Origin of the sequence: Acinetobacter sp. ANC 3832 (assembly GCF_002135415.1) — a bacterium.
In the GTDB taxonomy this organism is placed as follows: domain Bacteria; phylum Pseudomonadota; class Gammaproteobacteria; order Pseudomonadales; family Moraxellaceae; genus Acinetobacter.
The window spans coordinates 391,324-415,426 of record NZ_NEGJ01000002.1; the positions used below are offsets into that span (position 1 = coordinate 391,324).

Sequence of the window (24,103 nt, forward strand, 5' to 3'; positions counted from 1 at the left end):
TAAATATGTGCGGAATTGTTGGCGGCGTTGCTGAACGTAGCATTACAGATATTTTAATTGAAGGTTTAAAGCGTCTTGAGTACCGTGGTTACGACTCAGCAGGCGTGGCATTGGTCGATCAAGGTCACATTTTACGTGAACGCCGTGTCGGTAAAGTTGCGAATCTTGAACAAGCTGTTTCTGAATCAAATATTTTGGGTTCATTAGGGATTGCACATACTCGTTGGGCGACACATGGTAAACCGACTGAAAATAATGCGCATCCGCATATTTCTAGTGATGTTGCTGTGGTACATAACGGGATCATCGAAAACTATCAAGAACTTAAAGATGATCTTGAAGCTTTAGGCTATGTGTTTACTTCTCAAACGGATACAGAAGTCGTTGCACATTTAGTTCATGAAGCACTGAAATCAACACCTGATTTACTTAAAGCTGTAGAGCTTGTTGTTCCTCAGTTAAAAGGTGCATATGCCCTTGGTATCGTGCATACAGCACATCCTGATCAATTGATTGCTGTACGTGAAGGCTCACCGTTGGTGATTGGTGTAGGTATTGGTGAGAATTTCATCAGTTCTGACCAATTGGCATTGCTACCTGTGACTAACCGTTTTATGTACCTTGAAGAAGGTGATATTGCACGTTTAACACGTCAAACGATTGAAGTTTTTGTAAATGGTCAATTGGTTGATCGCCCTATAAAAGAATTGGATGCAACAGTCAGTAACGCATCTAAGGGTGAATATAAGCATTATATGCTGAAAGAAATTTACGAACAGCCAGAAGCCATTCAACAAACAATCTCTCAAGCGTTAAATGGCAATAGTTTACGTGATGATTTCTTGAACAATGCTGACGTTGATTTTGCTAATATTCAACAAGTGCAAATCATTGCTTGTGGTACCAGTTACCATGCTGGAATGATTGGAAAATATTGGTTTGAGCAATTAATTGATCTGCCATGTCAGGTTGAAATTGCGAGCGAATTCCGCTATCGCTCACCTGTGATTGTTGGAAATACACTCTATGTTTGTATTTCTCAGTCAGGTGAAACCGCTGATACTTTAGCTGCATTACGTGATACGCAAAAGCGTTCAAAAGCCAAAGGTCTGAATATTACAACAATGACTATTTGTAACGTGGCAACCTCATCGATGGTTCGTGAAACCAATCACCATTTGTTGACACTTGCTGGTCCTGAAATTGGTGTTGCTTCAACCAAAGCATTTACCACGCAACTTGCGGCTTTAATTCTCTTGATTCTTAAAATTGGTCAAGTAAAACAAAGTATTACTGTTGAGAAAATTGCAGAAATCACAGCTGAACTTTGGCATCTTCCAAAAGTTATTTTAGATACTTTGCAAAATGATCAAGAAATTCTGCGTTTATCTGACTTATTTAAAGAAAAGCAGCATTGCTTGTTCTTAGGTCGTGGTACAGAGTTCCCGATCGCACTAGAAGGTGCTTTAAAGCTGAAAGAGATTTCATATATTCATGCTGAGGGTTATGCTGCTGGTGAATTAAAACATGGGCCTTTGGCACTTGTTGATAATGATATGCCTGTGGTTATTTTAGCGCCTAAAGATGAGATGTTGGATAAACTTAAATCCAATATGGAAGAAGTCCAAGCACGTGGTGGCGAGCTATTTGTATTTGCTGATGAAAACAGCGGTATTAAAAATAAAGATCGTCAACACGTTGTCAATGTTCCGACAATTAGCTCATTATTAGCACCGATTGTTTATAGTATTCCAGTGCAATTGTTGTCGTATCATGTTGCTGTTTTACGTGGTACTGATGTCGATCAACCACGTAACTTAGCAAAAAGCGTAACTGTCGAATAATCAATAACTTATACTCACTAAGCACTTTTTAATTTTCATACTGATTTACTCAAAACAGCTTACTATAATAGTAGGCTGTTTTTTATTGTCCCAGATATATTTGGCTCAGTTGCAATTCTTGTTTTAGCTTTTTACCACACCTAATAATCATTTTACGATCTGCATCAATTGCTCCATGTGCTAGTACTATCATTCGCATTGATAAAGTAATATCGTAATGTGGATAAGAGGCTGACTGATGAAATAAGCGTGCATCAATTCCAACCATTTTTACAAAATAATGCAGTTCATCCAGTGTATCTGCCATTAAATGACACCATTCTTGTCCCCTAAAAGAAACTTTTGCACGATCCACATAAATTGCCATAGAATAATATTCTCAACTTTCAGTTAAACTTGAAACCTAATCCGCAGTCACAATTCATTGTACTGCTCAATTTTGACGATTGAATAGTGAATATCTGTAGCAAAATTCTATGCCTAAATACCTCATCAGTGCCTGCCTCGTTGGAGAAAATGTCCGTTACGATGGTCAAAACTGCCTACAACAAAAACTACGCCAACTGGTCATTGAACAACGAGCTGTGATTATTTGCCCTGAAGTTTTAGGTGGATTAAGCACCCCGCGTTTAGCTGCTGAAATTGTCGGTGGAAATGGTGAAGATGTTTTGTGTGGCAAAGCCAAAGTCTTAGACTCAGCAGGTAATGATGTTTCTAATGCATTCATACAAGGTGCTTATAAAGCCTTACAACTCGCACAAAAGCATCAAATTACACATGTTATATTAAAAGCGAACAGCCCATCCTGTGGATCAGAGCTGATCTATGATGGCTCATTTTCAGGAAATAAAATTCAAGGTAATGGCGTCACGTCTGCTCTACTCAAACAACATGGATTTACAGTCATCACTGAAGATCAGTTTTTACAAATCCTGGATATTTAAATTAAAAAGAGAGCCTAAGCCCTCCATGATCCTGTAAATTATTTTTCAGATTTTATTCTTGTTCTTTTTGTATTTTATCTGCTTTTGTCGCCCAATAAGTTGCCAAAGCAGGACCTGATATATTGTGCCACAAACTAAAAATTGCACTTGGAACAGCTGTAATTGGAGATGCTGCAAAATGGACTGCTGCCAATGCCACTCCTAAACCAGAATTTTGCATTCCAACTTCAATTGAAATGGCTTTACAATCTGTATAAGGCAATTTGAAGAACCGACTTGCCCAAAAACCCAATAGATAACCTAAAGCATTATGCAAAATAACAACACCTAGAATGAGTAATCCTGATTGCAAAATTGCCGTTTTACTCGCCCCAATAATTGCTGCAACAATGGCAACAATCGCAATCACCGAAATTAGTGGCATAACTTGAATATATTGTTCAACTTTTTGTTTAAGGAACGCTCTTGCGATCAGCCCTAAAATAATGGGGAAAAGTACAACCTGTAAAATTGAAACGAACATAGAGCCTGCATTAATGTGTAGCCATTGACTTGCCAATAAATAAAAAATAGCAGGTGTCAGAATTGGAGCCAATAATGTGGAAACTGAAGTACAAGCTACTGATAAAGCTGTATTTCCTCTTGCCATATAAGTAATCACATTAGATGCTGTGCCTCCCGGACAACAACCCACTAAAATGACACCTACTGCAATTTCTGCAGGTAATTGAAATAATTGACACAATGCATAAGCCAAACCTGGCATCACCAAAAATTGTGCAACCACACCAATAAAAACAGCTTTTGGACTTTGTAAAACCCCTTTAAAGTCATCAACCGTCATGGTCATTCCCATACCAAACATGATAATCCCTAGCATCCATGGGATATAAGCTTTCATCCATACAAAAGCTTCTGGTACAAACAAAGAAATGCCTGCGAATAAAACCACCCACAAGGCAAATGTTTTTTGAATAAACTGAGTAAAACGCAATAATGCAGACATACATCCCTTCTATATCATTTTGTGTAGGTTACTCAAATCTGAGCAATATATGCTTTATCTTAAAGCGGATAAAAATCTAAATCTTATTTTTATATCCATAGATTGATAAAAATGAGATTTATGCAAAATCTGTATTACTCTTTTTCACTCAAAATATCTTTGAGATAAACTTTTTTTACACCACTCGCGAACATCTCTTGCCAAGCATGTTGCAAAGAACCATTTAAGTCGATACCTTTGGTTGCATCTGCAATCACGTAACTTTGAAAGCCTAATTTACTTGCATCAATCGCTGTCCACGCTACACAAAAATCGGTCGCTATTCCAACCATATAAACAGTATCTATCCCACGTTCTCTTAAATAGCCTGCTAATCCTGTCGATGTTTTATGGTCAGCTTCCATAAATGCAGAATAACTGTCAATTTGTGAATGAAATCCTTTTCGGATAATCAATTGTGCTGTCGTAATCTCTAAATCTGGATGAAAGTCAGCATCTGGTGTGCCTTGTACACAATGCGATGGCCATAAAACCTGTGTACCATAATCAAGTTCGATCGTTTCATACGCTTGTTTTCCTGTATGATTTTCGGCAAAAGAAATATGATTTTCAGGATGCCAATCTTGTGTGAGAACAATATTTTTAAAATACTTAGCCAGTTGGTTAATTGATGGAATAATTTCATCTGAATGGACAACTGCTAAATTTCCATTTGGGGTGAACCCATTTTGTACATCTACAATAATTAAAGCACTTCTTTCATATTGCAACATCATCACTACTCCCCAAAACTTATGTTTATTAAAAAATAAAAATTATTAGAAAATTCGTCTCTATATTAAACAGTAAAACCAAATTGGCAAACTTACTGTATCGCAATTAAAAAGCCCGCATATGCGAGCTTTTTAAATACTTAAACTGTTTAGTTTATGCAGTTTCTAAACGTCGTGTTAATAACACCATAATAATTGCTGAAATGACAATGCATGGAATTGCAGCAGAAATAACACCCGTCGCACCACTGCCCATTGCCAGTAATTGTCCAGCAATAGCTGGCCCCATCATTGCGCCTATACGCCCAACTGCCGATGCTGCACCCACGCCTTGACCTCGTAAATGTGTTGGATAAACAAAACTACCAAACGCATAAAGCACGCCTTGCCCACCAATGGTGAATGTTCCCATAATGGCAGCAGCAACAAACATAAGATTCAAAGTTGTCGCAGCATTTAGACTAAATAATCCGACAAGAATACCTAAATACATCAAAATAATGACATAAGCCTTATTCCAACGGTCAATCAACATACCCAAAATAACAGTACCGATTGCTGCTCCAATTTGGAAATAAACCATTGCCATACTGCCATCTTTACGGCTAAAACCTAGCTCAGTAAATAATGATGGCAACCAACTGAGCATTATGTAAACCACCATGAGGGTAAAAAAGTAACTGATCCAAAGTAAAATTGTTCGCGGTGCAAATTCACGGCTAAATAAATCTTTAAAAGAAAGGGGTTTCGTATCTGAACTTTTTACTTGTTGTTGTGCTTTTAAAAACTCACGTGATTCAGGTAAAAACTTCATCATAATTGGAACAACAATTAAAGGAACTAACCCACCGACATAAAAAATCGTTTTCCAACTGGTGCTTAAATCTGTTGAAGCTAATTTTGCGGCTAAGAGCGATACAATAATTGCCCCTATTGGCATACCGCAGTACATTAACCCAACAGCGCGCCCGCGGTTTTCAGAATGGGTAGACTCAGATGCTAAAGCAATTAAATTGGGCATGGCTGCACCTAAGCCAGCACCTGCAAGAAAGCGAACCAATAACAATGTATAGAAACTATTGACCCAGACTGTACATAAGGTGAAAACTGCAAAAATTGAGACAGAAGCAATTAATACCTTTTTTCGACCAATCCGATCTGCATAACGTCCACCGACCAATGCACCAGGCAATAAGCCCAAAATCCCAATACTAAAAAATAGACCTAACTGAGATGCATCTAAGGAGAAATACTCTTTAATACCTGAGGCTGCAACGCCTGCTGCCTGAATATCAATACCCTCAATAATGGCAATTAAAAAGCAAATAAATATGGTAATCGTAGAATGCTTTCTATCTATTTGTGTTGATGATCTATCCATCTTAAAAATCCTTTTCATTAATGCTGTTGGATAATGACCTACACATCATCAAGTACACTTAAGGCCAAGATAACTATCAATAAGTGTTAGAAAAAGATTTATTCATGATTTCAAAAGTTGAAAACTACTGTTTTAATCTCATCACGATCTAGTTAAAAAAGTAATAAATTGATGCTGAAATCTGATTAAAATAGTCGAGAATGGTATTGCTCTACTGCATCATTCTCACCACTTAATAACTAACTTACTTTTTTATATAGAAAAATGCTCTGAATAAACGGTAAATAAAATATTTTTACTTAAAAATTTTTCCATTATTTTAATCATGCTTGCGTCTTATATAATCTTAAATAAATCTAATCAAAGCCCATGTATACCATCCTTGCATACAATTTTTTAATTTCCCATTGAAGAAAAAGCAGAGGACTGATTCATACTTAAGTAAAATTCTTAATCTTTTCATCGAACCTGATTCAACAACACTATTCAGATTTGAAATCTAGAAATTAGATCAATACACATTATATTCAACATACAAAACAAAGTTCTTTTCAAAAATAAAAAGTAATATGTGAAGTATTTGTTTCTTTTTATAAAGATTTCTCCTGCTTCGATCAAAGTATATTGTTCTCCTACGCTGAATCAGTCATAATTTGCATAAGCATTATGCAATCTCTAACCTGATTGTTTAGGCTCAAATCAAAATACTGCAACCGTCCATACTCATTTTTAATCTCAATGGATGGAAAAATAGGATATTTTTTCAAAATGACTCAGCAAGCACAGATCATTCAAGGCTCAATTGTCGCAATCGTCACCCCCATGTTTGAAGATGGCAGCGTAGATTGGAAGGGTCTCGAGAAGCTCGTTGAGTGGCATATAGAACAAGGCACGAATAGTATTGTTGCCGTTGGTACAACTGGCGAAGCATCTACGCTAAGCATGGCTGAACACACTAAAGTCATTAAAGAAGTGATTCGTGTCGCCAATAAACGCATTCCTATTATTGCCGGAACTGGTGCAAACTCAACTCATGAAGCAATTGAGCTTACCAAAGAAGCAAAAGATATTGGTGCAGACGCTGCACTTTTGGTAACCCCTTATTATAATAAGCCAACTCAAGAAGGTTTATATCAACACTATAAAGCAATTGCTGAAGCTGTTGATTTACCAATTATTTTATACAATGTTCCAGGCCGTACTGGCGTAGATATGTTGAATGAAACGGTTATTCGTTTAGCCGATATATCCAACATTGTTGGCGTTAAAGATGCAACTGGTGATGTTCCTCGTGGTAAAGAACTTCTAGATGGTCTTCAAGGCAAAGAAATGGTGGTTTACTCAGGTGATGATGCCACTGCACGTGAACTTATTGCATTGGGTGCTCAGGGTAATATTTCTGTTACCGCCAATATCGCACCAAAAATTATGAGTGAGCTTTGTGCTGCTGCAATTGCAGGTAATACAGATCTTGCGAAAGAAAAAGATGCTCAAGTTGCAAAATTAAACAATATTCTATTTTGTGAATCGAACCCAATTCCAGTGAAATGGGCACTTCATGAAATGGAATTAATTGGTACAGGTATCCGCCTACCGTTAACTCCGCTTGCAGAACAATATCGCACTCCACTGCGTGAAGAACTCAAAGCAGCGGGTGTCATTCAATAAGAGCTTAGTATTATGCAATTACGTTTTGGTTTAACCCTTGCCCTTTCAGCTTTAAGTTTAGCGGGTTGTAGTTCAATTGGAATCAACAACGGTTCTTTAGATTATAAAGACACAACCACTTTAGAGCCGCTAAAATACCCTGAAGGTTCGATGGTTAGACCAGCGACGCCATTGTATCCAGCTCCTGTGGTTGATCAACTTGCAATTGAACACGCACCAAAACTTGAAAATAAGCGTGGTAACCGTTTTGAATTACCTCGCCCAGAAGTGACTCAAACGAATACTGTTGTACAAGATACAACAACGAGTACAAATGTCGGACGACCACAGCTTTTGACTGATGGAAATGGTAATCCGTTGATCAAAATTGATGGGAATTCTGCTACAATTTGGCAATACGCACTTGCCACCCTCAGTAGTCTTAACCATAACGTTGTCGGAAAGAGCAAAAATGCGAATGAAGCAACAATCAAGATCGATAATAAGATCTATGTGGTCAAGCTCACTTCTGTAGGTTCAAGCAATAATATTGCGGTATTCAATGCCGATAGCAGTTTTGCAGACAAAGAAAAAGCTGCAGAATTGTTAACCCAGATTTACCAAAACTGGCCAGCCTAGTCGTTCTAGGCAATTTTTTTGAAAAAGGTTCCCCAATGTTAAAACAAACCTTGCTCTATACTGGTAAAGCTAAATCTGTTTATGAAACAGAGAGTGCTGATCATCTAATTTTAGTTTTCCGTGATGATGCATCTGCATTCAATGGCGAAAAAATAGAGCAACTAGATCGTAAGGGCAAGGTGAATAACCTTTTTAATGCCTTTATCATGGAAAAATTGGCTGAGGCTGGTATTGAAACTCACTTTGAGAAATTGCTTTCTCCAACTGAAGTTTTAGTTAAAAAATTAACAATGATCCCTGTAGAATGCGTAATGCGTAACTATGCAGCAGGTTCATTGTGCCGTCGTTTAGGTGTTGAAGAAGGTTTGGAGCTTACTCCTCCTACTTTTGAATTGTTCTTTAAAGATGATGCATTGGGTGATCCAATGGTCAACGAATCTCAAGCGATTGCTTTAGGTTGGGCTAATGCAGAACAATTGGCACAAATGAAAGAACTCACTCAAAAAGTGAATGTTGTACTGAAAGAGTTATTCGACAAAGGCAACATGCTTCTTGTTGATTTTAAACTTGAATTTGGTGTATTCCACGACCGTATCGTACTAGGTGATGAATTCTCTCCAGACGGTTGCCGTTTATGGGACAAAGATACCAAGAAAAAACTCGACAAAGACCGTTTCCGTCAAGGTTTAGGCGGTGTCGTTGAAGCCTATGAAGAAGTTGCTACACGTATTGGTGTTGACCTTTCAGATATCTAATTCTGTTTGAAATACATAAAAAACCGAGCTTAAATAGCTCGGTTTTTTATGTTTAGCATTCTCGGTATTCTTCGTACAAGTTTGTATAAATCGCTTACTGTACTTGTACTTTCAAAGGTTTAGAAAAAATATTATATGAATACTGCTGATCAATTTGATATTTATAGCCCGCTAAAACATAAGCTGTACCTTTTTCAGTAAAGACTAAAATACCCTCTTTAAACTCATGCTTTGGCGAGCCAGACAAAATAATAAATTGCTGAGCCTGTTGTTTTAATTCAGTTCCATCTTGTTGTCTTAACTGAGTATTCACATTCAATGCTTGCCCAACTTTTACCTTAATATCTGTCGGTGCTTGAATATCGACAATATATTTTGAATAAAACTGTGTCGCATTGGTAGTAATGCCATCGGTTCCAGCCACATACAATTTTTTAAATGCAACATCATCTAAATTCCAGGGCCAAAAACTAATTCCTCTATGCTTGGTTGCTTCCATCAAACTGATTAAGTCATTACGGTATGCCGAATTGTATGTGGCAGTATATTTTTGTGCATCCCACATAATTTGTTGTGCATTATTCAGTGGATTCGTCGAATTTGGCATTGCTCCAACTAATATCCCTCGAGAAGTCCCTGATAAATTAGCTTTTGCACGCTGAATTTGATCTCGATTAAATGATGTTGTCACTACTTGATCTTCAACCTCATATTTTTTAATTTCTTCTTTTAAGGCTGGTACCAACTGAGGATTCGCACTTTTCATTTCAACCATTAATACAAAGTTTTTCGTATTTTTAAATGCTTTAAAGTAATCCGCTAATGTTGGAATTTTATAATTTTTATTCTTTGTTCTCAGTTGCTGAACTTGAGCAAGTGTCATCTCTTCAATTTTTCCATGACCGTTGCTTGTACGGTCAACCGTATCATCATGCATCACTACGAGATGATTATCTTTGGTGATGTAAATATCATTTTCTACAATATCAGCACCTAAATTTACAGCATGTTTTGCACTCTCTAAAGTGTTTTCATCTTCAAGACTGGGTACACCTCGATGTCCAATAATCAAAGGTTTTCGCAATAAAGTATTTTTGGGAAATTGTTTTAATACTTGGATAAATAATTCGCTATTCGACGTCATAACTCCATTTACGCCTGAAGTAAGAAGTGAAGCTACATCTTGAATTTGAGTGGTCGATGAATCGACCCAAACTGTCATTAATAACCTTTGAATAAAACTGACATTATCTTTATTTACTAATTTAGTTGGCAAAACAACAATTTTTGACAAAGACTGATTGGCTTGTTGCACAATCCATGAAAGGTCTTTTCTGCTATTACTTAAATGCGTCATCGCGCTTAAATCTATAGCTGTTCTCACTATTGGTACAATATTATGGGCTAAATTTAATAATTCACTTTGATTGGATAATAAAGTGATATCCGAAATATCATGTGTCTGACTCAATTGCTTTAACGCTTCAAGCGTCATCTGATCTTGAATTTTGAGTACTGGAATGGTTTTACGTTGTTTCTCTTCAAGATATTTCGACAATGTTGTAACAACAGTACCTGAACGGTCAATCAAATTGAGTTTTTGATCGAGATGATAAAAAACCTGATTCGCTCTCGTGACCATAGATTCTGATGGATGATTTATTTTTTGAATGATAGTCGGAGCTAAAGCCACACCAGTTTCTATTTCTTGTACTTGAGTAAAATTACTTTTCACTACAGGTAATTGATCACTTTGTTCAGATATTTTAATTTTTTTAACTTTGAGTAAAGCACCTGCAACCGACAGTCCTATTCCACCTTTTAAGGAAGATTGAGGTACTTCAACATCTTGAACTAAAACTTGATTTAAATAGTGTTGAACACGATTAGCATGCACAATAATCGTGGCTTTATAAATTTTTTGCGGGTGAATATTCTCTGAAAATGGTGCGATTGCTTGTACATTCCATTGTCCATTTTTTTGCTTACGACCAAATTCCGTACCATTTTTTGCAGCAGCATCTGCTCGTATTGTAAATTGGTAATATTGGATAGGTATAACACCTTGAGTTTCCACAACATCATAAATGATACTACCCCATCGCGTATTATTGAGTGCTTGGTCTAAGGTGAAATCTACATCAATGCGATAATTTTGTACTTTTTCTAAGTCTTTCGGCAATAAAATAGACGTCGGGGTCATACTACTAGACCGTCCATCCAAGAGTAAAAAGCCATCTTGAAGCGATATATTGCCTGCATTATTTCCAGGAATACGCCACCCTGAAGGAAGCATTTTTAGCTTCTCAAAATCTTCTTCTAATAGTGTTGTTTGATGCAAAGGTACTTTGGTTGTTAGTACATTGCTTTTCACATTTTGGCTTTTAACCGTAGGCGTTATTTTTTTATATTCAATACTTTCAGCATATGCCGTAATAGACATAAAACCCATGAGAGCAATGCTTAAATTCAATAATTTCATAGTCATTTCTTTTAAAGATCTAAATTAAGCAAATTGATGTTCTAGCTAAGTATGCTTAATTAAACTTGGCTTACATCATAAATTTTAAGCAGATTGTATATCTTTCCACTTAAAATACTAGATGATGCCAAGTCTTCTTATTTTTCACTTTTACTCTAGATTATTGCTCTTGGTTTTGCTGCCAACGTCGCACTTGCAAACGCTCGCCTTCAACCTCACGCTTATTGCGTGCAGACTCATATAACTTTGTGCCTTTTAACTCAGGTGGCATATATTCCTGCATCACAAAATGCTCTGGGTAATTATGCGGATAAAGATAATCAACCCCATAACCCTGTTCTTTCATCAACTTCGTTGGTGCATTTCTCAAATGTAAGGGCACGGGTAAATTTGCCGTTTTTTCTGCTAAATCTAAAGCCTTATTAATGGCTAAATAAGTACTGTTACTTTTAGCACTGGTTGCAAGATACACAGCACATTGCCCAAGAATAATTCGACACTCAGGCATACCTACCGCTTGTACTGAACGGAAACATTCACCTGCCAGTAATAATGCATTCGGGTTGGAGTTTCCAATATCTTCCGAAGCGGCAATCAACATACGGCGTGCAATAAAAACAGGATCTTCACCACCTTTGAGCATCCGCGCCATCCAATACAAAGTCGCATCAGGATCACTACCACGAATCGACTTAATAAAAGCAGAAACAAGATCGTAATGTTGCTCACCCGATTTGTCATAACGTGCAATATTCTGTTGCGCAACTTTAACCACAATTGCATTGGTTACAATATTTTCAACATCGGCTTCAAAAGTACTGGCAACCAGATCAATCAAATTCAGTGCTTTACGTGCATCACCTGCTGCAAACTGAACCAAAGCATCATATTCTTCAATTTGAATATGACGATCTTGTAAAAATTGATCTTGTCGAATGGCACGTAAAATTAAATCTTGGATGGCTTCATTACTAAGTGCATTTAACGTATAGACCTGACAGCGCGATAATAATGCGCCATTCACTTCAAAGGATGGATTTTCAGTCGTCGCACCGACTAAAGTTATTTTGCCTTTTTCAACAGCGTTAAGTAATGCATCTTGCTGCGATTTATTAAAGCGGTGAATTTCATCAATAAACACTACAGGTGTCAGTAAATCACCACTATCTGCAATGATTTCACGGAGTTCTTTCACTCCCGTATTCAATGCAGAAAGACTGATAAATGTGCGATCAACTGCTTGAGCCAACAATAAAGCAATCGTGGTTTTTCCTACACCAGGCGGTCCCCAAAAAATAATCGAGGGTAAATGACCCTGATCAATCATTTGGCGTAAAGGTGCATGTTCACCCAGCAAATGATCCTGCCCGATAATTTCAGACAAATCACGAGGACGAAGGCGTTCAGGAAGTGGGATGTGTGTGTCTGACATATTCTTTTTAAATCATTAATTTCTACCCATAGTCTACTATGGAATAGTTTGAATCAACCCTTTTTAGCTGATGATTTTTGAGCTTTACTCGACTTCTTTCATCAAGCCTTTTTATTTCTCCTTTGAAAGAAAAATAATGAGCTTATGAATGGTTATGTAAGATGTCTCACCTTAAACTTAAAATAATCGATTACTTAAAACATCCATTAAAGATGTACCAAAAACTTCACCATGACTTAAGTTTGGATAAATCAAAAATTTGGCTTTAACACCCTGCTTATTCAAATCTGAAATCACCTGTCGATTGTTTTGAATCATCGCTGAATCAAAATTTGGACTGACTTTTGCAGCTTGTTGAAGACTCATATCTCCTTCCATCAGCAAAAGCTGTTTTGTTTTAATGGAAGTCACTGCGGTATTGGCAATTTTTTTCAACATCCGTTGATCTGCCCATGTAAGTGATGGGCTTGCAGAAAAATAATGGCTAAATGAATCAGTTGTTAACATTGAATCGAGAACAAATAATCCACCATATGAATGTCCCCACAATGCTTTTCTAGTCGCATCTAATTTAACTTGTGAACTGACCCATGGTGTAATTTGTTCAAGAATAACTTTACGAAAAGCCTCACTTCCACCACTCATCCGCTCAGCATTTCTTGGATCAATACTTGGCTTGCCTGTTTGGTCTGCTGGGGTGTAATCGAGCGAACGTGAATTAGACTCAAAGGGCAAATTGGTTCGATAGCCAATTGCGACTAAAACAGGTGCTTGTTGCTCTGTCATCTCTTTTAACAGTGGCTCATTTAAACGCGACATTACAGAATTACCATCGAGCATAAAAATAGAAGGCTGAGCCTGTTGTCGATTAATCTGTTTTGGAATGCCTAACCAAACTTTATAATTTCGCTGTTGATCTGTAGATTTGAATTCTTTAATTTGAAATTGATAATATTTTGAGCCAATATCGGCAATATTTTCACCTAAGGGTTGTAAATTGGGCTTGGCGATTGCACTGTGACTGAAAGAAAAAGTAAGCGCAACACTTAAAAAGATGAAAGATGACGCTTTAGAAAAGGAATTAAATTTCAACATAATAATGAGGCTGAAGATGGAGTATAGAAATATTAAATGATAATTATTATCAAGTAAATTTTATATTCTTCAAATCGTTAAAAATTTTTAACGTACCCAACGTACGATATAGTCTTCAAGGTCATCTTCATGTACTTCTGTTTCAGAAACACAACGCCCAGCTGCTGATTTTCTTGCTTTGATGATACTGTCACGTGTTCCCGTATTTAAATAATGCCATGAAGGTAGGTTTTTTCCTTCATTTAAACGACGATAAGCACAGCTCGGTGGCAACCAGTGAATACTTTGTAATTTTTCAGGCGTCAATTGTATGCAGTCTGTCACATGTACTAAACGATTCGGATAGTCTGAGCAACGTGCTGTTTTACAATCTAAAAGTTTACACGCCACTTTGGTATAAGCAACTTCTTGAGTTTCATCATCTTCTAATTTTACTAGGCAACATAATCCACAGCCGTCACACAAAGCTTCCCACTCCGCTTGGTTCAACTGATCAAGTGGATAGGTTTTCCAAAATTGTGGACGTAATTCACTGCTCATAAAGTCTAAAATCTGCTCAATATGGTCTAATTATAGCATTTTAGAATAACTCTTTTTCACAATCTAAATTACAAATTACTTACTTAAATTAATACTCTGCAGTATTTTTAAACATAAAACCTATAGTTGATTTTTTAATCAACCCTATACTTCATTTACACGTATAAAAAAACATGGAGAATAATTATGTTCCGTTGGGCTATCATTTTTGCTGTCATTGCCTTAATCGCGAGTTTATTAGGATTTGGTGGTGTAGCAGGCATGTCGAAAGACTTTGCTGTGATTTTATTGGTTGTTGCGGTGATCCTTGCAATTATAGGATTTATTACTCGTGGTCGAGTATAGCGCTCAGTTCAACCTTAACTATTAAGTCTTTGAAGAAAGAAGGATTAACTCCTTCTTTTTTTATGCCAAATTTGTAAAAATATTTCCTCACACTTCTATTGTTAATATTCGCAACAAAGTCACTTTAAAATCACTTTTTTATGATTTAATCGGCCTATTCCCCATTGTATACAAGGATTTAACCAATGACCAACAGCATTCAGACCCGAGAAATCCAGTACACAGCGACTGATGGCACAACACTTGTGGGTTATTTTGCTGCACCAACGACAACACCTGTTGCTGGGGTTATTGTTGCACCAGAATGGTGGGGACGAACGGAATATACCGAACAACGTGCGCGAGAATTGGCTGAACATGGTTACGCCGCATTTGCCATTGATATGTATGGTGACAAGAAAGTCACCACTGATGCTAAGCAAGCCTATGAATGGATGATGCAAACCTTCCAAGAAGAAGCGATTGTTGACCGCTCAGCAGCAGCTTTAGCAACTTTGGCTACTCAACCTGAAGTCGATGCAACGCGACTTGCAGCAATTGGTTTTTGCTACGGCGGTAAAGTAATTTTAGATTTGGCTCGCTCAGGCGCAGCACTCAAAGCAGTCGTCACTTTCCATGCCAATTTAAGCCATCAAGTTGCTGCTGAAAAAGGCAAGGTTCAAGCTGAAATTTTAGTTTTGCATGGCGAAAAAGACACGATGGTTTCTTTAGCTGATGTTGAAACTTTTAAACAAGAAATGGCAAATGCTGATGTTAAAAATGAAGTCATTATTTTAAAAGATGCCAAACATGGCTTTAGTAACCCACTGGCAGATGAACGTGCCAAAGCCAATGATGTTGATTTAGGTTATAACCCAGAGGCTGAAAAAGCTGGACTTAGTGCAATGTATGCTTTATTAAAGCAACAACTTGGTGAATAAAATAAAATGTTCAGCAAACAATGTAATTGAAAAGTATTGATTTAATAAGAGGATAATAAAATGACTGAGAACAAGTGTCCTTATTGCGACTTTGACGAATATGACATTATTGATAAAAATGAATTTGGCGCAATTTTGCCTGAACCAAATCCATTATCAAAAGGTCATACTGTGATTATACCATTGCGTCATGTTGACTCCTTTTTTGAAATCTCAGAGAAAGAACGCAAAAGCCTGTCTTCATTATTAGAGCTCGCTCGTAATGAGTTGAAGATTCGCCATCAGCCAGAAGGTTTTCATATTGCCTTTAATGATGGACATGTCTTTGGTGACGAAAATGCTGAACATTTCCATATCCACATTATTCCACGCTATAAAAATGAAGCGCTGAAATTAGATAAACGCTGGGGTGTCATCAGCGATTAATCATTTTTAAGTTATGTGAGAAAAAATAATTTTTCTGATTTTTAAAGGTGCTTCGGCATCTTTTTTATTGGTTCAAGCCTTGTTTTTAGAAGACTATTTTGAATCGACTTTCTATATAATTTTTTTCATTTCTAATCAAACTCTAAAAATTAAGAGAGGTTCTAGTTATGCAGTTCTCTAATATTTTCACGAGACTCTCTCCACTTTCGCTATACTAGCCTCCTCTTTAAAACATTGAGTTGGCATGTCGCAATTTACCTTTTCAGATGCTCTTCTTTCTTGGTTCGATGAACATGGTCGTCATGATTTGCCTTGGCAAATTGTAGATGACCCATACAAAGTCTGGGTATCGGAAATCATGTTGCAACAAACTCAAGTGAAAACTGTACTGCAATACTTTACTCGATTTGTCGAACGCTTCCCCACTGTCGATGACCTAGGACAAGCCTCTTGGGATGACGTTGCGCCTTATTGGGCGGGCTTAGGTTATTACGCCCGTGCACGCAATTTACATAAAGCAGCAGGCTTAGTACACCATCATGGATCATTTCCGACAAGCTTAGAAGAATGGGTCGCATTACCTGGCATTGGACCCTCTACAGGTGGTGCGCTGATGTCACTCGGTTTACGTGAATATGGTGTGATTATGGATGGTAATGTTAAACGCGTATTGTCGCGTTTCTTGGCCATTGAAGATGATTTGTCTAAACCTATTCATGAACGTGCCATGTGGCAAATAGCAACACAACTTTGCCCTGTTGAACGCAATCATGACTATACCCAAGCCATCATGGATTTAGGTGCAACGGTTTGCACACCCAAAAAACCATTGTGCTTATATTGCCCTATGCAACAACATTGCAAAGCCCATCAACAAGGCATTGAAACTGAACTCCCATATAAAAAACCAAAAAAACCTGTGCCCGTAAAATCAGCCAAAGTTTTATTGTTAAAATCGGGTGAAGATTGGTTATGGCAACAACGACCGAATTCAGGCTTATGGGGTGGCTTATGGTGCTTACCCATTTTTGAATATGATGCAAAATATCAGCAAATTTGCCAAAGCTTAAAATTGGTTTCTACAACAGAACCTGTGCAAATTTCGCATAGTTTTACGCATTTCACTTGGATTTTAACAGCACATATTGTCCAAGTTGAGTCTGATCAACAAGAGTATCTACAAGCTGAATTAGGCGGTGAATGGCTCTCGCCACAAAAAGCTACACAAATGGGGCTTCCAACTGCCATGAAAAAATTGATCTCTGCTGTACAGGTATGACATAGTCAAACACGAGTGATTACCACTTTTAAATGCTCAAAAATTGAAGAATAAGGATGTCTCGTGTCTGCTTTTATGCGTTATAGCTTGCTTTGTTTTTGCGTTATTTTTATAACGGCTTGTACCACTACTCCTAAAAAAACCATTTCACAGCCACTACCGCAAAATAAAGTTGCCTATTTAAAAGCAATGTCGCTCCCTAGTCACTTTTCAATTCCTGTTGATGGTGTCAAAACCAAAAACTTAACCGATACTTGGGGTGCAGCCCGTAGTCAAGGTCGTAGCCATGAAGGTATTGATATCATGGCTCCACGTGGAACAAAAGTATATAGTACAACCGAAGGGATTATTGCCAGTTTAAAAAGCAATAACTTAGGTGGTAAAGTAATTTGGATACTCGGTCCGAGTGGCGCATGGCATTATTATGCCCATCTGAGTGATCAACGACGTGGTCTCAATGAGGGGGACTATATTCAAAAAGGTACACTCATTGGCTATGTTGGCAATACTGGTAATGCACGTCATACTGCTCCACATCTGCACTATGGTCTTTATTTATCAGGGAAAGGACGTGGCGCAGTCAATCCTTATCCGTATTTACGTTAATTTAATTTATAGTTTTAGGAAATTTTCATGTCAGAAGCTTTAATCAATCGCTTAGTTGAATTTGCAGAATCAGGCAATCAGCAAAAGATTGTACTGAATGGGCAAACACATCAGGGCTGGATTATGGAAATTAGTGACGATGCCCTCTTGATTAGTACAGGATTTGCAGATAAAACAGGTAAAGATATCTGGATTCAATTCAGTGACTTAAATCAAGCTGAGTTATTCTTCTGGGATAATAAGACAGACCAATGGCTCGAATTTAAAATATAAAACGCACATTCAATATGCATAGGAGCATCTAAATGACAACGCAACGCTGTGGTTGGTGCTCAAATGATCCACTTTATATTGAATACCATGATCATGAATGGGGCGTGCCCAATCATAATGAAGCGCATCTATTTGAAATGCTGTGCTTAGAAGGACAACAAGCGGGGTTGTCTTGGATTACCGTACTCAAAAAAAGAGAAAACTACCGAGAGCATTTCTTTAAATTTCCGATTACCAAAATTGCACAACTGACAGATACCCATCTGGAGTATAAATTACAGGATGCAGGCATTATTCGTCATATCGGTAAGTTAAAAGCCATTCGTGATAATGCCATTGCTTGGCAAAAAATGAAGGATGATGGCGTTGATATGGTCAAATGGTTTTGGGATTTCGTAGATAACCATGCCCAAATCAATGATGTTCCTTATTATAAAGATGCACCTGCACAAACTGAGTTAAGTCAGAAAATATCGAAAAGCTTAAAAAAGCATGGCTTTAAATTTGTTGGCCCAACAACGATTTATGCGTTCATGCAAGCAGTTGGAATGATCAATGACCACGAAAATCATTGTGCCTTCAAATAGATAGCTTGCATGAATATTCACACGCTCTTTATGTTTTTAAAGAAAAGATAAAAAGTGTTATGCAAAAAGTCTAAGCAACACTGATTCATATTGAAACTGAAATTAAAAGGATTCAGAAATGACGATCAACACAATTCATGCCTATGCTGCATTACAAGCAGGTGAAAAACTTGAGCCTTATGCATTTGATGCAGGCGAGTTACAAGCACACCAAGTTGAAGTAAAAGTTGAGTATTGTGGCTTATGCCATTCTGATGTTTCAGTGATTAATAATGAATGGGGAAACTCAGTTTTCCCTGTCATTGGTGGTCATGAAATTATTGGTACGATTACTGAATTAGGTTCTGAAGCCAAAGGGCTAAAAGTCGGTCAACGTGTCGGCATTGGCTGGACAGCTGAAAGTTGCCAATACTGTGACCCATGTGTCAGCGGTCAGCAAGTACTTTGTACGGGTGAAAAGAAAGCGACAATTGTCGGTCATGCAGGTGGTTTTGCAGATAAAGTCCGTGCAGGATGGCAATGGATTATTCCACTTCCTGAAGATTTAGATCCTGAAAGTGCAGGTCCTTTACTCTGCGGTGGTATTACTGTTTTTGATCCAATTTTAAAACATCAAATTCAAGCAGTGCATCATGTCGGTGTTATCGGTATTGGTGGTTTGGGTCACATGGCAATTAAGCTTCTTAAAGCATGGGGATGTGAAATTACGGCATTTACCTCAAGCTTAGACAAGACAGATGAGTTAAAAACGATGGGTGCTGATCATGTGGTGAATAGCCGTGATGCATCTGCCTTGAAAGCACAACGTGGTAAATTTGATTTGCTTCTGTGTACTGTAAATGTGACCTTGGATTGGAAGGCATATTTAAATACGCTTGCTCCAAATGGTGCTATTCACATGCTTGGTATGGTGATTGACCCTATGCCTATTCCAGCAGGAGCACTCATCAGTGGTGCAAAATCTGTGACAGGTTCTCCAACAGGTTCACCTTTTGCGTTACGTCAACTTTTACAATTTGCAGCACGTAAAAATATTGCACCACAAATTGAACTGTACCCAATGTCTAAAATCAATGATGCTTTAGAACGCTTACATTCAGGTAAAGCACGTTATCGCATTGTGTTAAAAGCAGATTTTTAGAGCCAAGCTATTCAATCAATTGCTTTGTTCCAATATGAAATCATGTGGTTGGTGACATCGATGTCACCCGTTGGAATGAGATACATGAAAGTATCCTCATTCCAACAAAGGGTTCTTTTTAATTTTGCCCAATCAAAAGTAAAATTTCACCTTCGCAAAGCTTATTAAATTTCATTATTTATATGAGCTTGTACCAATATCCTAAAATATAAGTAACTCTTAAAAATCTAAAAGCTGCATTTTAAAATAGTAATCTAAATAGATTTAAGCCACATTCTCTGTGACCAACTCCCCTCTCACCCAATCTGCCAATAACTCAATCGCATCCCGAATTTCATCTGAAAGTTCATGTCCAGCATTTAGACGAATGCAATTTTTATATCGATTATCTTCACCGAACACTTCACCGGGAACAATATTAATTCCCTGTCTTTGTGCATAACGATACATCTCTAAACCATCAATTTGCTCAGGCAACTGTAGCCACAATGCATAACCACCCTGTGGTTGATTCAAACGAAGTTCTACACTGTGAAAAGCTTGAATAATAAACTGCCGATACTGCTCCACTTGCGCCATTAAAATCGGTCGTAATATATTTAAATGCTCACGATATGCTCTGCTATAAATCAAATCTGCCAAGCCCAATTGTAAAGGTGTATTGACAGCAACATTCTGAGTCATCAATTGCGCACGAAGAAAATGTAAACGCTGTGGGATACAAAACCATCCCACTCGATAAGACGTCGATAATGATTTTGATATAGAGCCACAATAGATAATATAGCCCTGCTGATCCCAATATTTAATCGGTAAAGGTCTATTTAAGCTATAAGTGCATTCAGCATAAATATCATCTTCAATCACATAACATTGGTACTTTGCTGCCAGCTGTGCAACTTTTTCTTTCTCAGCATTACTTAAACAAAATCCCAACGGATTTTGATAATTTGCAGTGAGTAAACACACTTTTGCACCTGAGTTTTGCATGGCTTGCTCAAGCCGTTCCAAATCAAAACCGTCTGTATTTGCAGGAATTTCTACAATTTTACGTTTCAGCACCGCCAGTAATTGCAACTGTCCATTAAAGTTAGGTGTCGGAACAATAATGCTGTCGCCGATTTGCGTTAGGCTTTGAACCATCACCGATAAAGCAGGCATACAGCCATTGCTGATATAAATATCCTCTTTGGCAATATAAAAACCATCTTCCGCCCAATGATGAGACAGCGCTTCACGTAAATGTTGATGGCCTTGCCGATCACTATATAAAAAATCTTCAGGTTTACTGTGTTTTAACGCTCGCTGAATTGAACGGCGTAAAGCTTCGGCAGGAACGAGATTTGGAGAAAGCTGAATTGAACCTAAATGAATTAACTTATTATTAATTGAAGCTTCTTGAATCTCAATTTGTAATTCTAAATTCGATACTTCTCGTGCTTTAGATTTAAAGTCATGGTGCGTTGGTAATTGTACTTGCTGATCTTGTTGAGGCTTGACGTAATAACCCATCTTATTTTTGACATAAATCAGACCTTGAGCTTCTAAAAGCTCATAACAATTTTTTGCCGTATTCAGACTAACTTTTTGCTGTTCTGCAAATTGTCTGAGTGAACTTAGACGCTGCCCCACAGCCAATTCACCATTGTAAATTTTCTGCGTTAATTGATGTGCCAAAGTCTGATATTGAAACGCCATCTTTCTGTATCCATTTTTTAGATATTATTGTATCTGTACCTATAAAACTAACAGATTTATTCTCCTTGTACAGCCCGATACACGAAAAAGGAGAGACAGATGAAAATAATGATTTTAGTGACCTTGGTTTTTGGATTAGCAGCTTGCCAACCGCAACCAGTCAATCAACTTGCCCAACAGCAACATTTTATTTGTACATCTCTGATTGAAGGCTTTTTAAAAACTCAACATTTAGGACAATACGAACTGTATAGCTTACGCCCAACACTCCATACGCAAGCTGTACATCGTGATTATCGCTATAAAGCAAGCAGTGATAGTACGATGAAAGTCAATCTACCACGCCAACATGATTTGAGCTTTCAATGTGCGCAAAATTCTGCACAACACTATGAGGTTCGTTTAATTGATCAAGGGCAAAATCAGCAACAAGTGTTATTGAGTTTAGATTTACCACCGCAAAAAACTATCGATACTTTGACAGCCTTTGCGCTAAAAACTCAATAAATAAACGGACACGTTTAGGTAAGTGCTCTTGTTGATAATACACGGCATGAATACTTTGCTCGTGCAATTCAATGTGATCTTCAAATAATGCAATCAAATGCTTTTCCTGTAGATCACGATGAATTAAAAAGGCAGATAAACACGTAATACCAAGCCCTTGCAATGCTAAATGACGTACCGTTTCCCCATTGGATGCCTTAATTCTCGGCTTACAGGTAAAATTTAAATCATCTACTTTAATCGGCCAAGTATTCAAATAGTTAGTTTTGCTAAAACCAATTTGTACATGATTTAAAAGATCTTTCGGGGTCTTTGGATAACCATTTTTTTCAAGGTATTCAGGGCTTGCAACAATATATAAGCGACTTTTACACAGTAGTTTTGCATGTAAACTTGAATCATTCAGTTGACCAAAGCGAATCGCCACATCCGTTTTATGTTCTAGTAGATCAATAATTTGATCATTACTATTCAACTCAATTTCAATATTCGGATAAAGCGCGGAGAACTCTTGCAACACAGGCACAATCACATGCAATACAAACGGTGTGGCTGAATCAACACGGATTAAACCTGAAGTATCACTGTCCGATTTCAATAAGGCATCTTCTGCTTCATTTAAATCATGTAAAATTTTGCGAGCTTTTTCTAAAAAAAGTTGCCCTTCTTGGGTCAGCTTTAGTTTTCGTGTGGTGCGTTCAAGCAAAGTGACATTCAACTTTGTTTCTAGTCTTTGTAAAGCTCGACTTAAACCTGATGTTGTTTGTTGTAAATGTTTGGATGCTTCTACAATAGAACCGCTGTCTACAATACTAATGAATGCCTGTAATTCTTCTAATGTCGATTTCATCTTGATTGACCATCCAAATTTATTGATTTTTAGTCAACAATATTTTGCAGATTCATCTATTTTTCTGCAACGATTAAATCTGCAAAATAGCACCAATTTCAAAATAGTTAAAAGAGTACCGTATGATCGTTCCAAAATTTGGTGTAGGGACTTTTCGCTTAGAAGGTCAAGTGGTGATTGATTCTGTTAAAAATGCATTAGATGTCGGTTATCGGGCTGTAGATACAGCACAGATTTACGGCAATGAAGCTGAAGTTGGGCAAGCGATTACTGAAAGTCATGTACATCGTGATGAATTATTTATTACGACAAAAATTTGGATTGATCATCTTAAAAAAGATCATTTGATTGCAAGTTTAAAAGAAAGTTTGCAAAAATTGCGTACAGATGCAGTGAATCTCACTTTAATTCATTGGCCTGCGCCATCACTTGGAATTTCGATAGAAGAGATGATGCAAAATCTGCTTGAAGCCAAACAACAAGGTTTAACTGAGCATATTGGTATTTCAAATTTTAATATTGATTTTACACAACAAGCCATTGATGCTGTTGGTGTAGAAAATATTGCGACCAATCAAATTGAACTCAGTCCTTATTTACAAAATCAAAAACTGGTCAATTTTCTCCAACAACAAAATATTGATGTCACCTCATACATGACTTTGGCCTATGGTAAAGTACTGAATGACCCTGTTTTAACTGAAATTGCGCAGAATCATCATGCAACTACAGCACAAATTGCGCTTGCTTGGGCACTCAATCAAGATTTTGCAGTTATTCCATCATCAACTAAGCGTGAAAATTTAATCGCTAATTTAGAAGCGCAAAATATTCAACTTAGTCCTGAGGAAATGCAAATGATTTCCTCTTTAGAACGTCAAAGTCGAGAAGTTGATCCTGAAGGATTAGCACCAATTTGGGATTAAAATACGC

Annotated in this window: 25 protein-coding genes; 15 read left to right on the forward strand and 10 right to left on the reverse strand. The window is 37.4% G+C overall.

Annotated elements, in window-relative coordinates; all coding sequences use genetic code 11:
* Positions 1-5: 5 nt before the first annotated feature.
* Positions 6-1,844 carry a glutamine--fructose-6-phosphate transaminase (isomerizing) gene (gene glmS / locus B9T35_RS04235; protein ID WP_086189875.1) on the forward strand — a complete coding sequence of 613 codons (1,839 nt, stop codon included), beginning with the start codon at positions 6-8 and terminating at the stop codon, positions 1,842-1,844.
* Between the two features lie 82 nt (positions 1,845-1,926).
* Here glmS and B9T35_RS04240 read toward each other — a convergent pair whose 3' ends face one another.
* A complete protein-coding gene (locus B9T35_RS04240) occupies positions 1,927-2,211 on the reverse strand; it encodes a DUF4031 domain-containing protein (protein WP_086189876.1) in 285 nt (94 codons plus the stop codon).
* 109 nt (positions 2,212-2,320) lie between these two features.
* Between B9T35_RS04240 and B9T35_RS04245 the strand changes: the two genes are divergently transcribed.
* Positions 2,321-2,788, forward strand: a complete 468-nt coding sequence (locus B9T35_RS04245) for a DUF523 domain-containing protein (RefSeq protein ID WP_086189877.1) — start codon at positions 2,321-2,323, stop codon at positions 2,786-2,788.
* Between the two features lie 52 nt (positions 2,789-2,840).
* Here B9T35_RS04245 and B9T35_RS04250 read toward each other — a convergent pair whose 3' ends face one another.
* The 3 genes from B9T35_RS04250 to mhpT form a co-directional block, all read right to left on the reverse strand.
* On the reverse strand, positions 2,841-3,794 hold the full coding sequence (locus B9T35_RS04250) for a bile acid:sodium symporter family protein (RefSeq protein ID WP_086189878.1): 954 nt from the start codon (positions 3,792-3,794) through the stop codon (positions 2,841-2,843).
* A 134-nt stretch (positions 3,795-3,928) separates the two neighbouring features.
* Positions 3,929-4,567, reverse strand: a complete 639-nt coding sequence (gene pncA, locus B9T35_RS04255) for a bifunctional nicotinamidase/pyrazinamidase (RefSeq protein ID WP_086189928.1) — start codon at positions 4,565-4,567, stop codon at positions 3,929-3,931.
* 154 nt (positions 4,568-4,721) lie between these two features.
* The gene (gene mhpT, locus B9T35_RS04260) at positions 4,722-5,948 is read right to left on the reverse strand and encodes a 3-(3-hydroxy-phenyl)propionate transporter MhpT (protein ID WP_086189879.1); all 1,227 of its coding nucleotides are present in this window, start codon (positions 5,946-5,948) and stop codon (positions 4,722-4,724) included.
* A gap of 768 nt (positions 5,949-6,716) precedes the next feature.
* On the opposite strand from mhpT, the gene dapA reads away from it, so the two are divergent.
* Genes dapA through purC form a run of 3 tightly spaced genes read left to right on the forward strand, consistent with a single transcriptional unit; the run spans position 6,717 to position 8,989 of the window.
* A complete protein-coding gene (dapA, locus tag B9T35_RS04265) occupies positions 6,717-7,616 on the forward strand; it encodes a 4-hydroxy-tetrahydrodipicolinate synthase (RefSeq protein ID WP_086189880.1) in 900 nt (299 codons plus the stop codon).
* A gap of 12 nt (positions 7,617-7,628) precedes the next feature.
* Positions 7,629-8,234, forward strand: coding sequence for a lipoprotein-34 precursor (NlpB) (locus B9T35_RS04270; RefSeq protein WP_086189881.1), 606 nt, complete (start codon positions 7,629-7,631; stop codon positions 8,232-8,234).
* A 35-nt stretch (positions 8,235-8,269) separates the two neighbouring features.
* The gene (gene purC / locus B9T35_RS04275) at positions 8,270-8,989 is read left to right on the forward strand and encodes a phosphoribosylaminoimidazolesuccinocarboxamide synthase (RefSeq protein WP_086189882.1); all 720 of its coding nucleotides are present in this window, start codon (positions 8,270-8,272) and stop codon (positions 8,987-8,989) included.
* Between the two features lie 94 nt (positions 8,990-9,083).
* Here purC and B9T35_RS04280 read toward each other — a convergent pair whose 3' ends face one another.
* The 4 genes from B9T35_RS04280 to B9T35_RS04295 all read right to left on the reverse strand — a co-directional run bounded on the left by B9T35_RS04280 (position 9,084) and on the right by B9T35_RS04295 (position 14,538).
* Positions 9,084-11,471 (reverse strand): glycerophosphodiester phosphodiesterase family protein, encoded by a 2,388-nt coding sequence (locus B9T35_RS04280; RefSeq protein ID WP_086189883.1) that lies wholly within the window; start codon positions 11,469-11,471, stop codon positions 9,084-9,086.
* Between the two features lie 160 nt (positions 11,472-11,631).
* Entirely contained in the window at positions 11,632-12,903 is a 1,272-nt protein-coding gene (locus B9T35_RS04285) for a replication-associated recombination protein A (protein ID WP_086189884.1), read from the reverse strand.
* A 177-nt stretch (positions 12,904-13,080) separates the two neighbouring features.
* A complete protein-coding gene (locus tag B9T35_RS04290; RefSeq protein ID WP_086189885.1) occupies positions 13,081-13,998 on the reverse strand; it encodes an alpha/beta hydrolase in 918 nt (305 codons plus the stop codon).
* A gap of 87 nt (positions 13,999-14,085) precedes the next feature.
* Entirely contained in the window at positions 14,086-14,538 is a 453-nt protein-coding gene (locus B9T35_RS04295; RefSeq protein ID WP_086189886.1) for a YcgN family cysteine cluster protein, read from the reverse strand.
* A gap of 186 nt (positions 14,539-14,724) precedes the next feature.
* On the opposite strand from B9T35_RS04295, the gene B9T35_RS04300 reads away from it, so the two are divergent.
* The 8 genes from B9T35_RS04300 to ahr all read left to right on the forward strand — a co-directional run bounded on the left by B9T35_RS04300 (position 14,725) and on the right by ahr (position 20,115).
* The gene (locus B9T35_RS04300) at positions 14,725-14,883 is read left to right on the forward strand and encodes a DUF1328 domain-containing protein (RefSeq protein ID WP_086189887.1); all 159 of its coding nucleotides are present in this window, start codon (positions 14,725-14,727) and stop codon (positions 14,881-14,883) included.
* Positions 14,884-15,068: 185 nt separating this feature from the next.
* Positions 15,069-15,803 carry a dienelactone hydrolase family protein gene (locus tag B9T35_RS04305; protein WP_086189888.1) on the forward strand — a complete coding sequence of 245 codons (735 nt, stop codon included), beginning with the start codon at positions 15,069-15,071 and terminating at the stop codon, positions 15,801-15,803.
* A 60-nt stretch (positions 15,804-15,863) separates the two neighbouring features.
* On the forward strand, positions 15,864-16,229 hold the full coding sequence (locus B9T35_RS04310) for an HIT family protein (RefSeq protein ID WP_086189889.1): 366 nt from the start codon (positions 15,864-15,866) through the stop codon (positions 16,227-16,229).
* 244 nt (positions 16,230-16,473) lie between these two features.
* Positions 16,474-17,508, forward strand: coding sequence for an A/G-specific adenine glycosylase (gene mutY / locus B9T35_RS04315; protein WP_086189890.1), 1,035 nt, complete (start codon positions 16,474-16,476; stop codon positions 17,506-17,508).
* Positions 17,509-17,583: 75 nt separating this feature from the next.
* Complete coding sequence (locus tag B9T35_RS04320; protein ID WP_416202417.1) at positions 17,584-18,114, forward strand: M23 family metallopeptidase; 531 nt, start codon at positions 17,584-17,586, stop codon at positions 18,112-18,114.
* Between the two features lie 27 nt (positions 18,115-18,141).
* Positions 18,142-18,387: a hypothetical protein gene (locus tag B9T35_RS04325; protein WP_086189892.1), complete on the forward strand. Its 246-nt coding sequence runs from the start codon at positions 18,142-18,144 to the stop codon at positions 18,385-18,387.
* 32 nt (positions 18,388-18,419) lie between these two features.
* Positions 18,420-18,974: a DNA-3-methyladenine glycosylase I gene (locus tag B9T35_RS04330; protein ID WP_086189893.1), complete on the forward strand. Its 555-nt coding sequence runs from the start codon at positions 18,420-18,422 to the stop codon at positions 18,972-18,974.
* A gap of 118 nt (positions 18,975-19,092) precedes the next feature.
* Positions 19,093-20,115: an NADPH-dependent aldehyde reductase Ahr gene (ahr, locus tag B9T35_RS04335; RefSeq protein ID WP_086189894.1), complete on the forward strand. Its 1,023-nt coding sequence runs from the start codon at positions 19,093-19,095 to the stop codon at positions 20,113-20,115.
* Positions 20,116-20,379: 264 nt separating this feature from the next.
* On the opposite strand, the gene B9T35_RS04340 is transcribed toward ahr, so the two are convergent.
* Positions 20,380-21,813: a PLP-dependent aminotransferase family protein gene (locus B9T35_RS04340; protein ID WP_086189895.1), complete on the reverse strand. Its 1,434-nt coding sequence runs from the start codon at positions 21,811-21,813 to the stop codon at positions 20,380-20,382.
* A 99-nt stretch (positions 21,814-21,912) separates the two neighbouring features.
* Here B9T35_RS04340 and B9T35_RS04345 point away from each other — a divergent pair, with 99 nt between their 5' ends.
* On the forward strand, positions 21,913-22,320 hold the full coding sequence (locus B9T35_RS04345; RefSeq protein WP_086189896.1) for a hypothetical protein: 408 nt from the start codon (positions 21,913-21,915) through the stop codon (positions 22,318-22,320).
* On the opposite strand, the gene B9T35_RS04350 is transcribed toward B9T35_RS04345, so the two are convergent.
* Positions 22,280-23,170, reverse strand: a complete 891-nt coding sequence (locus B9T35_RS04350) for a LysR family transcriptional regulator (protein WP_086189897.1) — start codon at positions 23,168-23,170, stop codon at positions 22,280-22,282. The two genes, B9T35_RS04345 and B9T35_RS04350, sit on opposite strands and share 41 nt — an antisense overlap.
* A gap of 122 nt (positions 23,171-23,292) precedes the next feature.
* On the opposite strand from B9T35_RS04350, the gene dkgB reads away from it, so the two are divergent.
* Positions 23,293-24,096, forward strand: coding sequence for a 2,5-didehydrogluconate reductase DkgB (gene dkgB / locus B9T35_RS04355; protein ID WP_086189898.1), 804 nt, complete (start codon positions 23,293-23,295; stop codon positions 24,094-24,096).
* Positions 24,097-24,103 lie beyond the last annotated feature (7 nt).

Bases quoted from the DNA above. Each gene is read 5' to 3' on its own strand.
- B9T35_RS04350 (WP_086189897.1), bottom strand. From the start codon at position 23,170: ATGAAATCGACATTAGAAGAATTACAGGCATTCATTAGTATTGTAGAC.
- ahr (WP_086189894.1), top strand. From the start codon at position 19,093: ATGACGATCAACACAATTCATGCCTATGCTGCATTACAAGCAGGTGAA.
- B9T35_RS04325 (WP_086189892.1), top strand. From the start codon at position 18,142: ATGTCAGAAGCTTTAATCAATCGCTTAGTTGAATTTGCAGAATCAGGC.
- mutY (WP_086189890.1), top strand. From the start codon at position 16,474: ATGTCGCAATTTACCTTTTCAGATGCTCTTCTTTCTTGGTTCGATGAA.
- B9T35_RS04320 (WP_416202417.1), top strand. From the start codon at position 17,584: ATGCGTTATAGCTTGCTTTGTTTTTGCGTTATTTTTATAACGGCTTGT.
- B9T35_RS04245 (WP_086189877.1), top strand. From the start codon at position 2,321: ATGCCTAAATACCTCATCAGTGCCTGCCTCGTTGGAGAAAATGTCCGT.
- mhpT (WP_086189879.1), bottom strand. From the start codon at position 5,948: ATGGATAGATCATCAACACAAATAGATAGAAAGCATTCTACGATTACC.
- pncA (WP_086189928.1), bottom strand. From the start codon at position 4,567: ATGTTGCAATATGAAAGAAGTGCTTTAATTATTGTAGATGTACAAAAT.
- B9T35_RS04300 (WP_086189887.1), top strand. From the start codon at position 14,725: ATGTTCCGTTGGGCTATCATTTTTGCTGTCATTGCCTTAATCGCGAGT.
- dkgB (WP_086189898.1), top strand. From the start codon at position 23,293: ATGATCGTTCCAAAATTTGGTGTAGGGACTTTTCGCTTAGAAGGTCAA.
- B9T35_RS04295 (WP_086189886.1), bottom strand. From the start codon at position 14,538: ATGAGCAGTGAATTACGTCCACAATTTTGGAAAACCTATCCACTTGAT.
- B9T35_RS04250 (WP_086189878.1), bottom strand. From the start codon at position 3,794: ATGTCTGCATTATTGCGTTTTACTCAGTTTATTCAAAAAACATTTGCC.
- B9T35_RS04330 (WP_086189893.1), top strand. From the start codon at position 18,420: ATGACAACGCAACGCTGTGGTTGGTGCTCAAATGATCCACTTTATATT.
- B9T35_RS04290 (WP_086189885.1), bottom strand. From the start codon at position 13,998: ATGTTGAAATTTAATTCCTTTTCTAAAGCGTCATCTTTCATCTTTTTA.
- B9T35_RS04345 (WP_086189896.1), top strand. From the start codon at position 21,913: ATGAAAATAATGATTTTAGTGACCTTGGTTTTTGGATTAGCAGCTTGC.
- B9T35_RS04305 (WP_086189888.1), top strand. From the start codon at position 15,069: ATGACCAACAGCATTCAGACCCGAGAAATCCAGTACACAGCGACTGAT.
- B9T35_RS04240 (WP_086189876.1), bottom strand. From the start codon at position 2,211: ATGGCAATTTATGTGGATCGTGCAAAAGTTTCTTTTAGGGGACAAGAA.
- dapA (WP_086189880.1), top strand. From the start codon at position 6,717: ATGACTCAGCAAGCACAGATCATTCAAGGCTCAATTGTCGCAATCGTC.
- B9T35_RS04340 (WP_086189895.1), bottom strand. From the start codon at position 21,813: ATGGCGTTTCAATATCAGACTTTGGCACATCAATTAACGCAGAAAATT.
- glmS (WP_086189875.1), top strand. From the start codon at position 6: ATGTGCGGAATTGTTGGCGGCGTTGCTGAACGTAGCATTACAGATATT.
- B9T35_RS04270 (WP_086189881.1), top strand. From the start codon at position 7,629: ATGCAATTACGTTTTGGTTTAACCCTTGCCCTTTCAGCTTTAAGTTTA.
- B9T35_RS04310 (WP_086189889.1), top strand. From the start codon at position 15,864: ATGACTGAGAACAAGTGTCCTTATTGCGACTTTGACGAATATGACATT.
- B9T35_RS04285 (WP_086189884.1), bottom strand. From the start codon at position 12,903: ATGTCAGACACACACATCCCACTTCCTGAACGCCTTCGTCCTCGTGAT.
- B9T35_RS04280 (WP_086189883.1), bottom strand. From the start codon at position 11,471: ATGAAATTATTGAATTTAAGCATTGCTCTCATGGGTTTTATGTCTATT.
- purC (WP_086189882.1), top strand. From the start codon at position 8,270: ATGTTAAAACAAACCTTGCTCTATACTGGTAAAGCTAAATCTGTTTAT.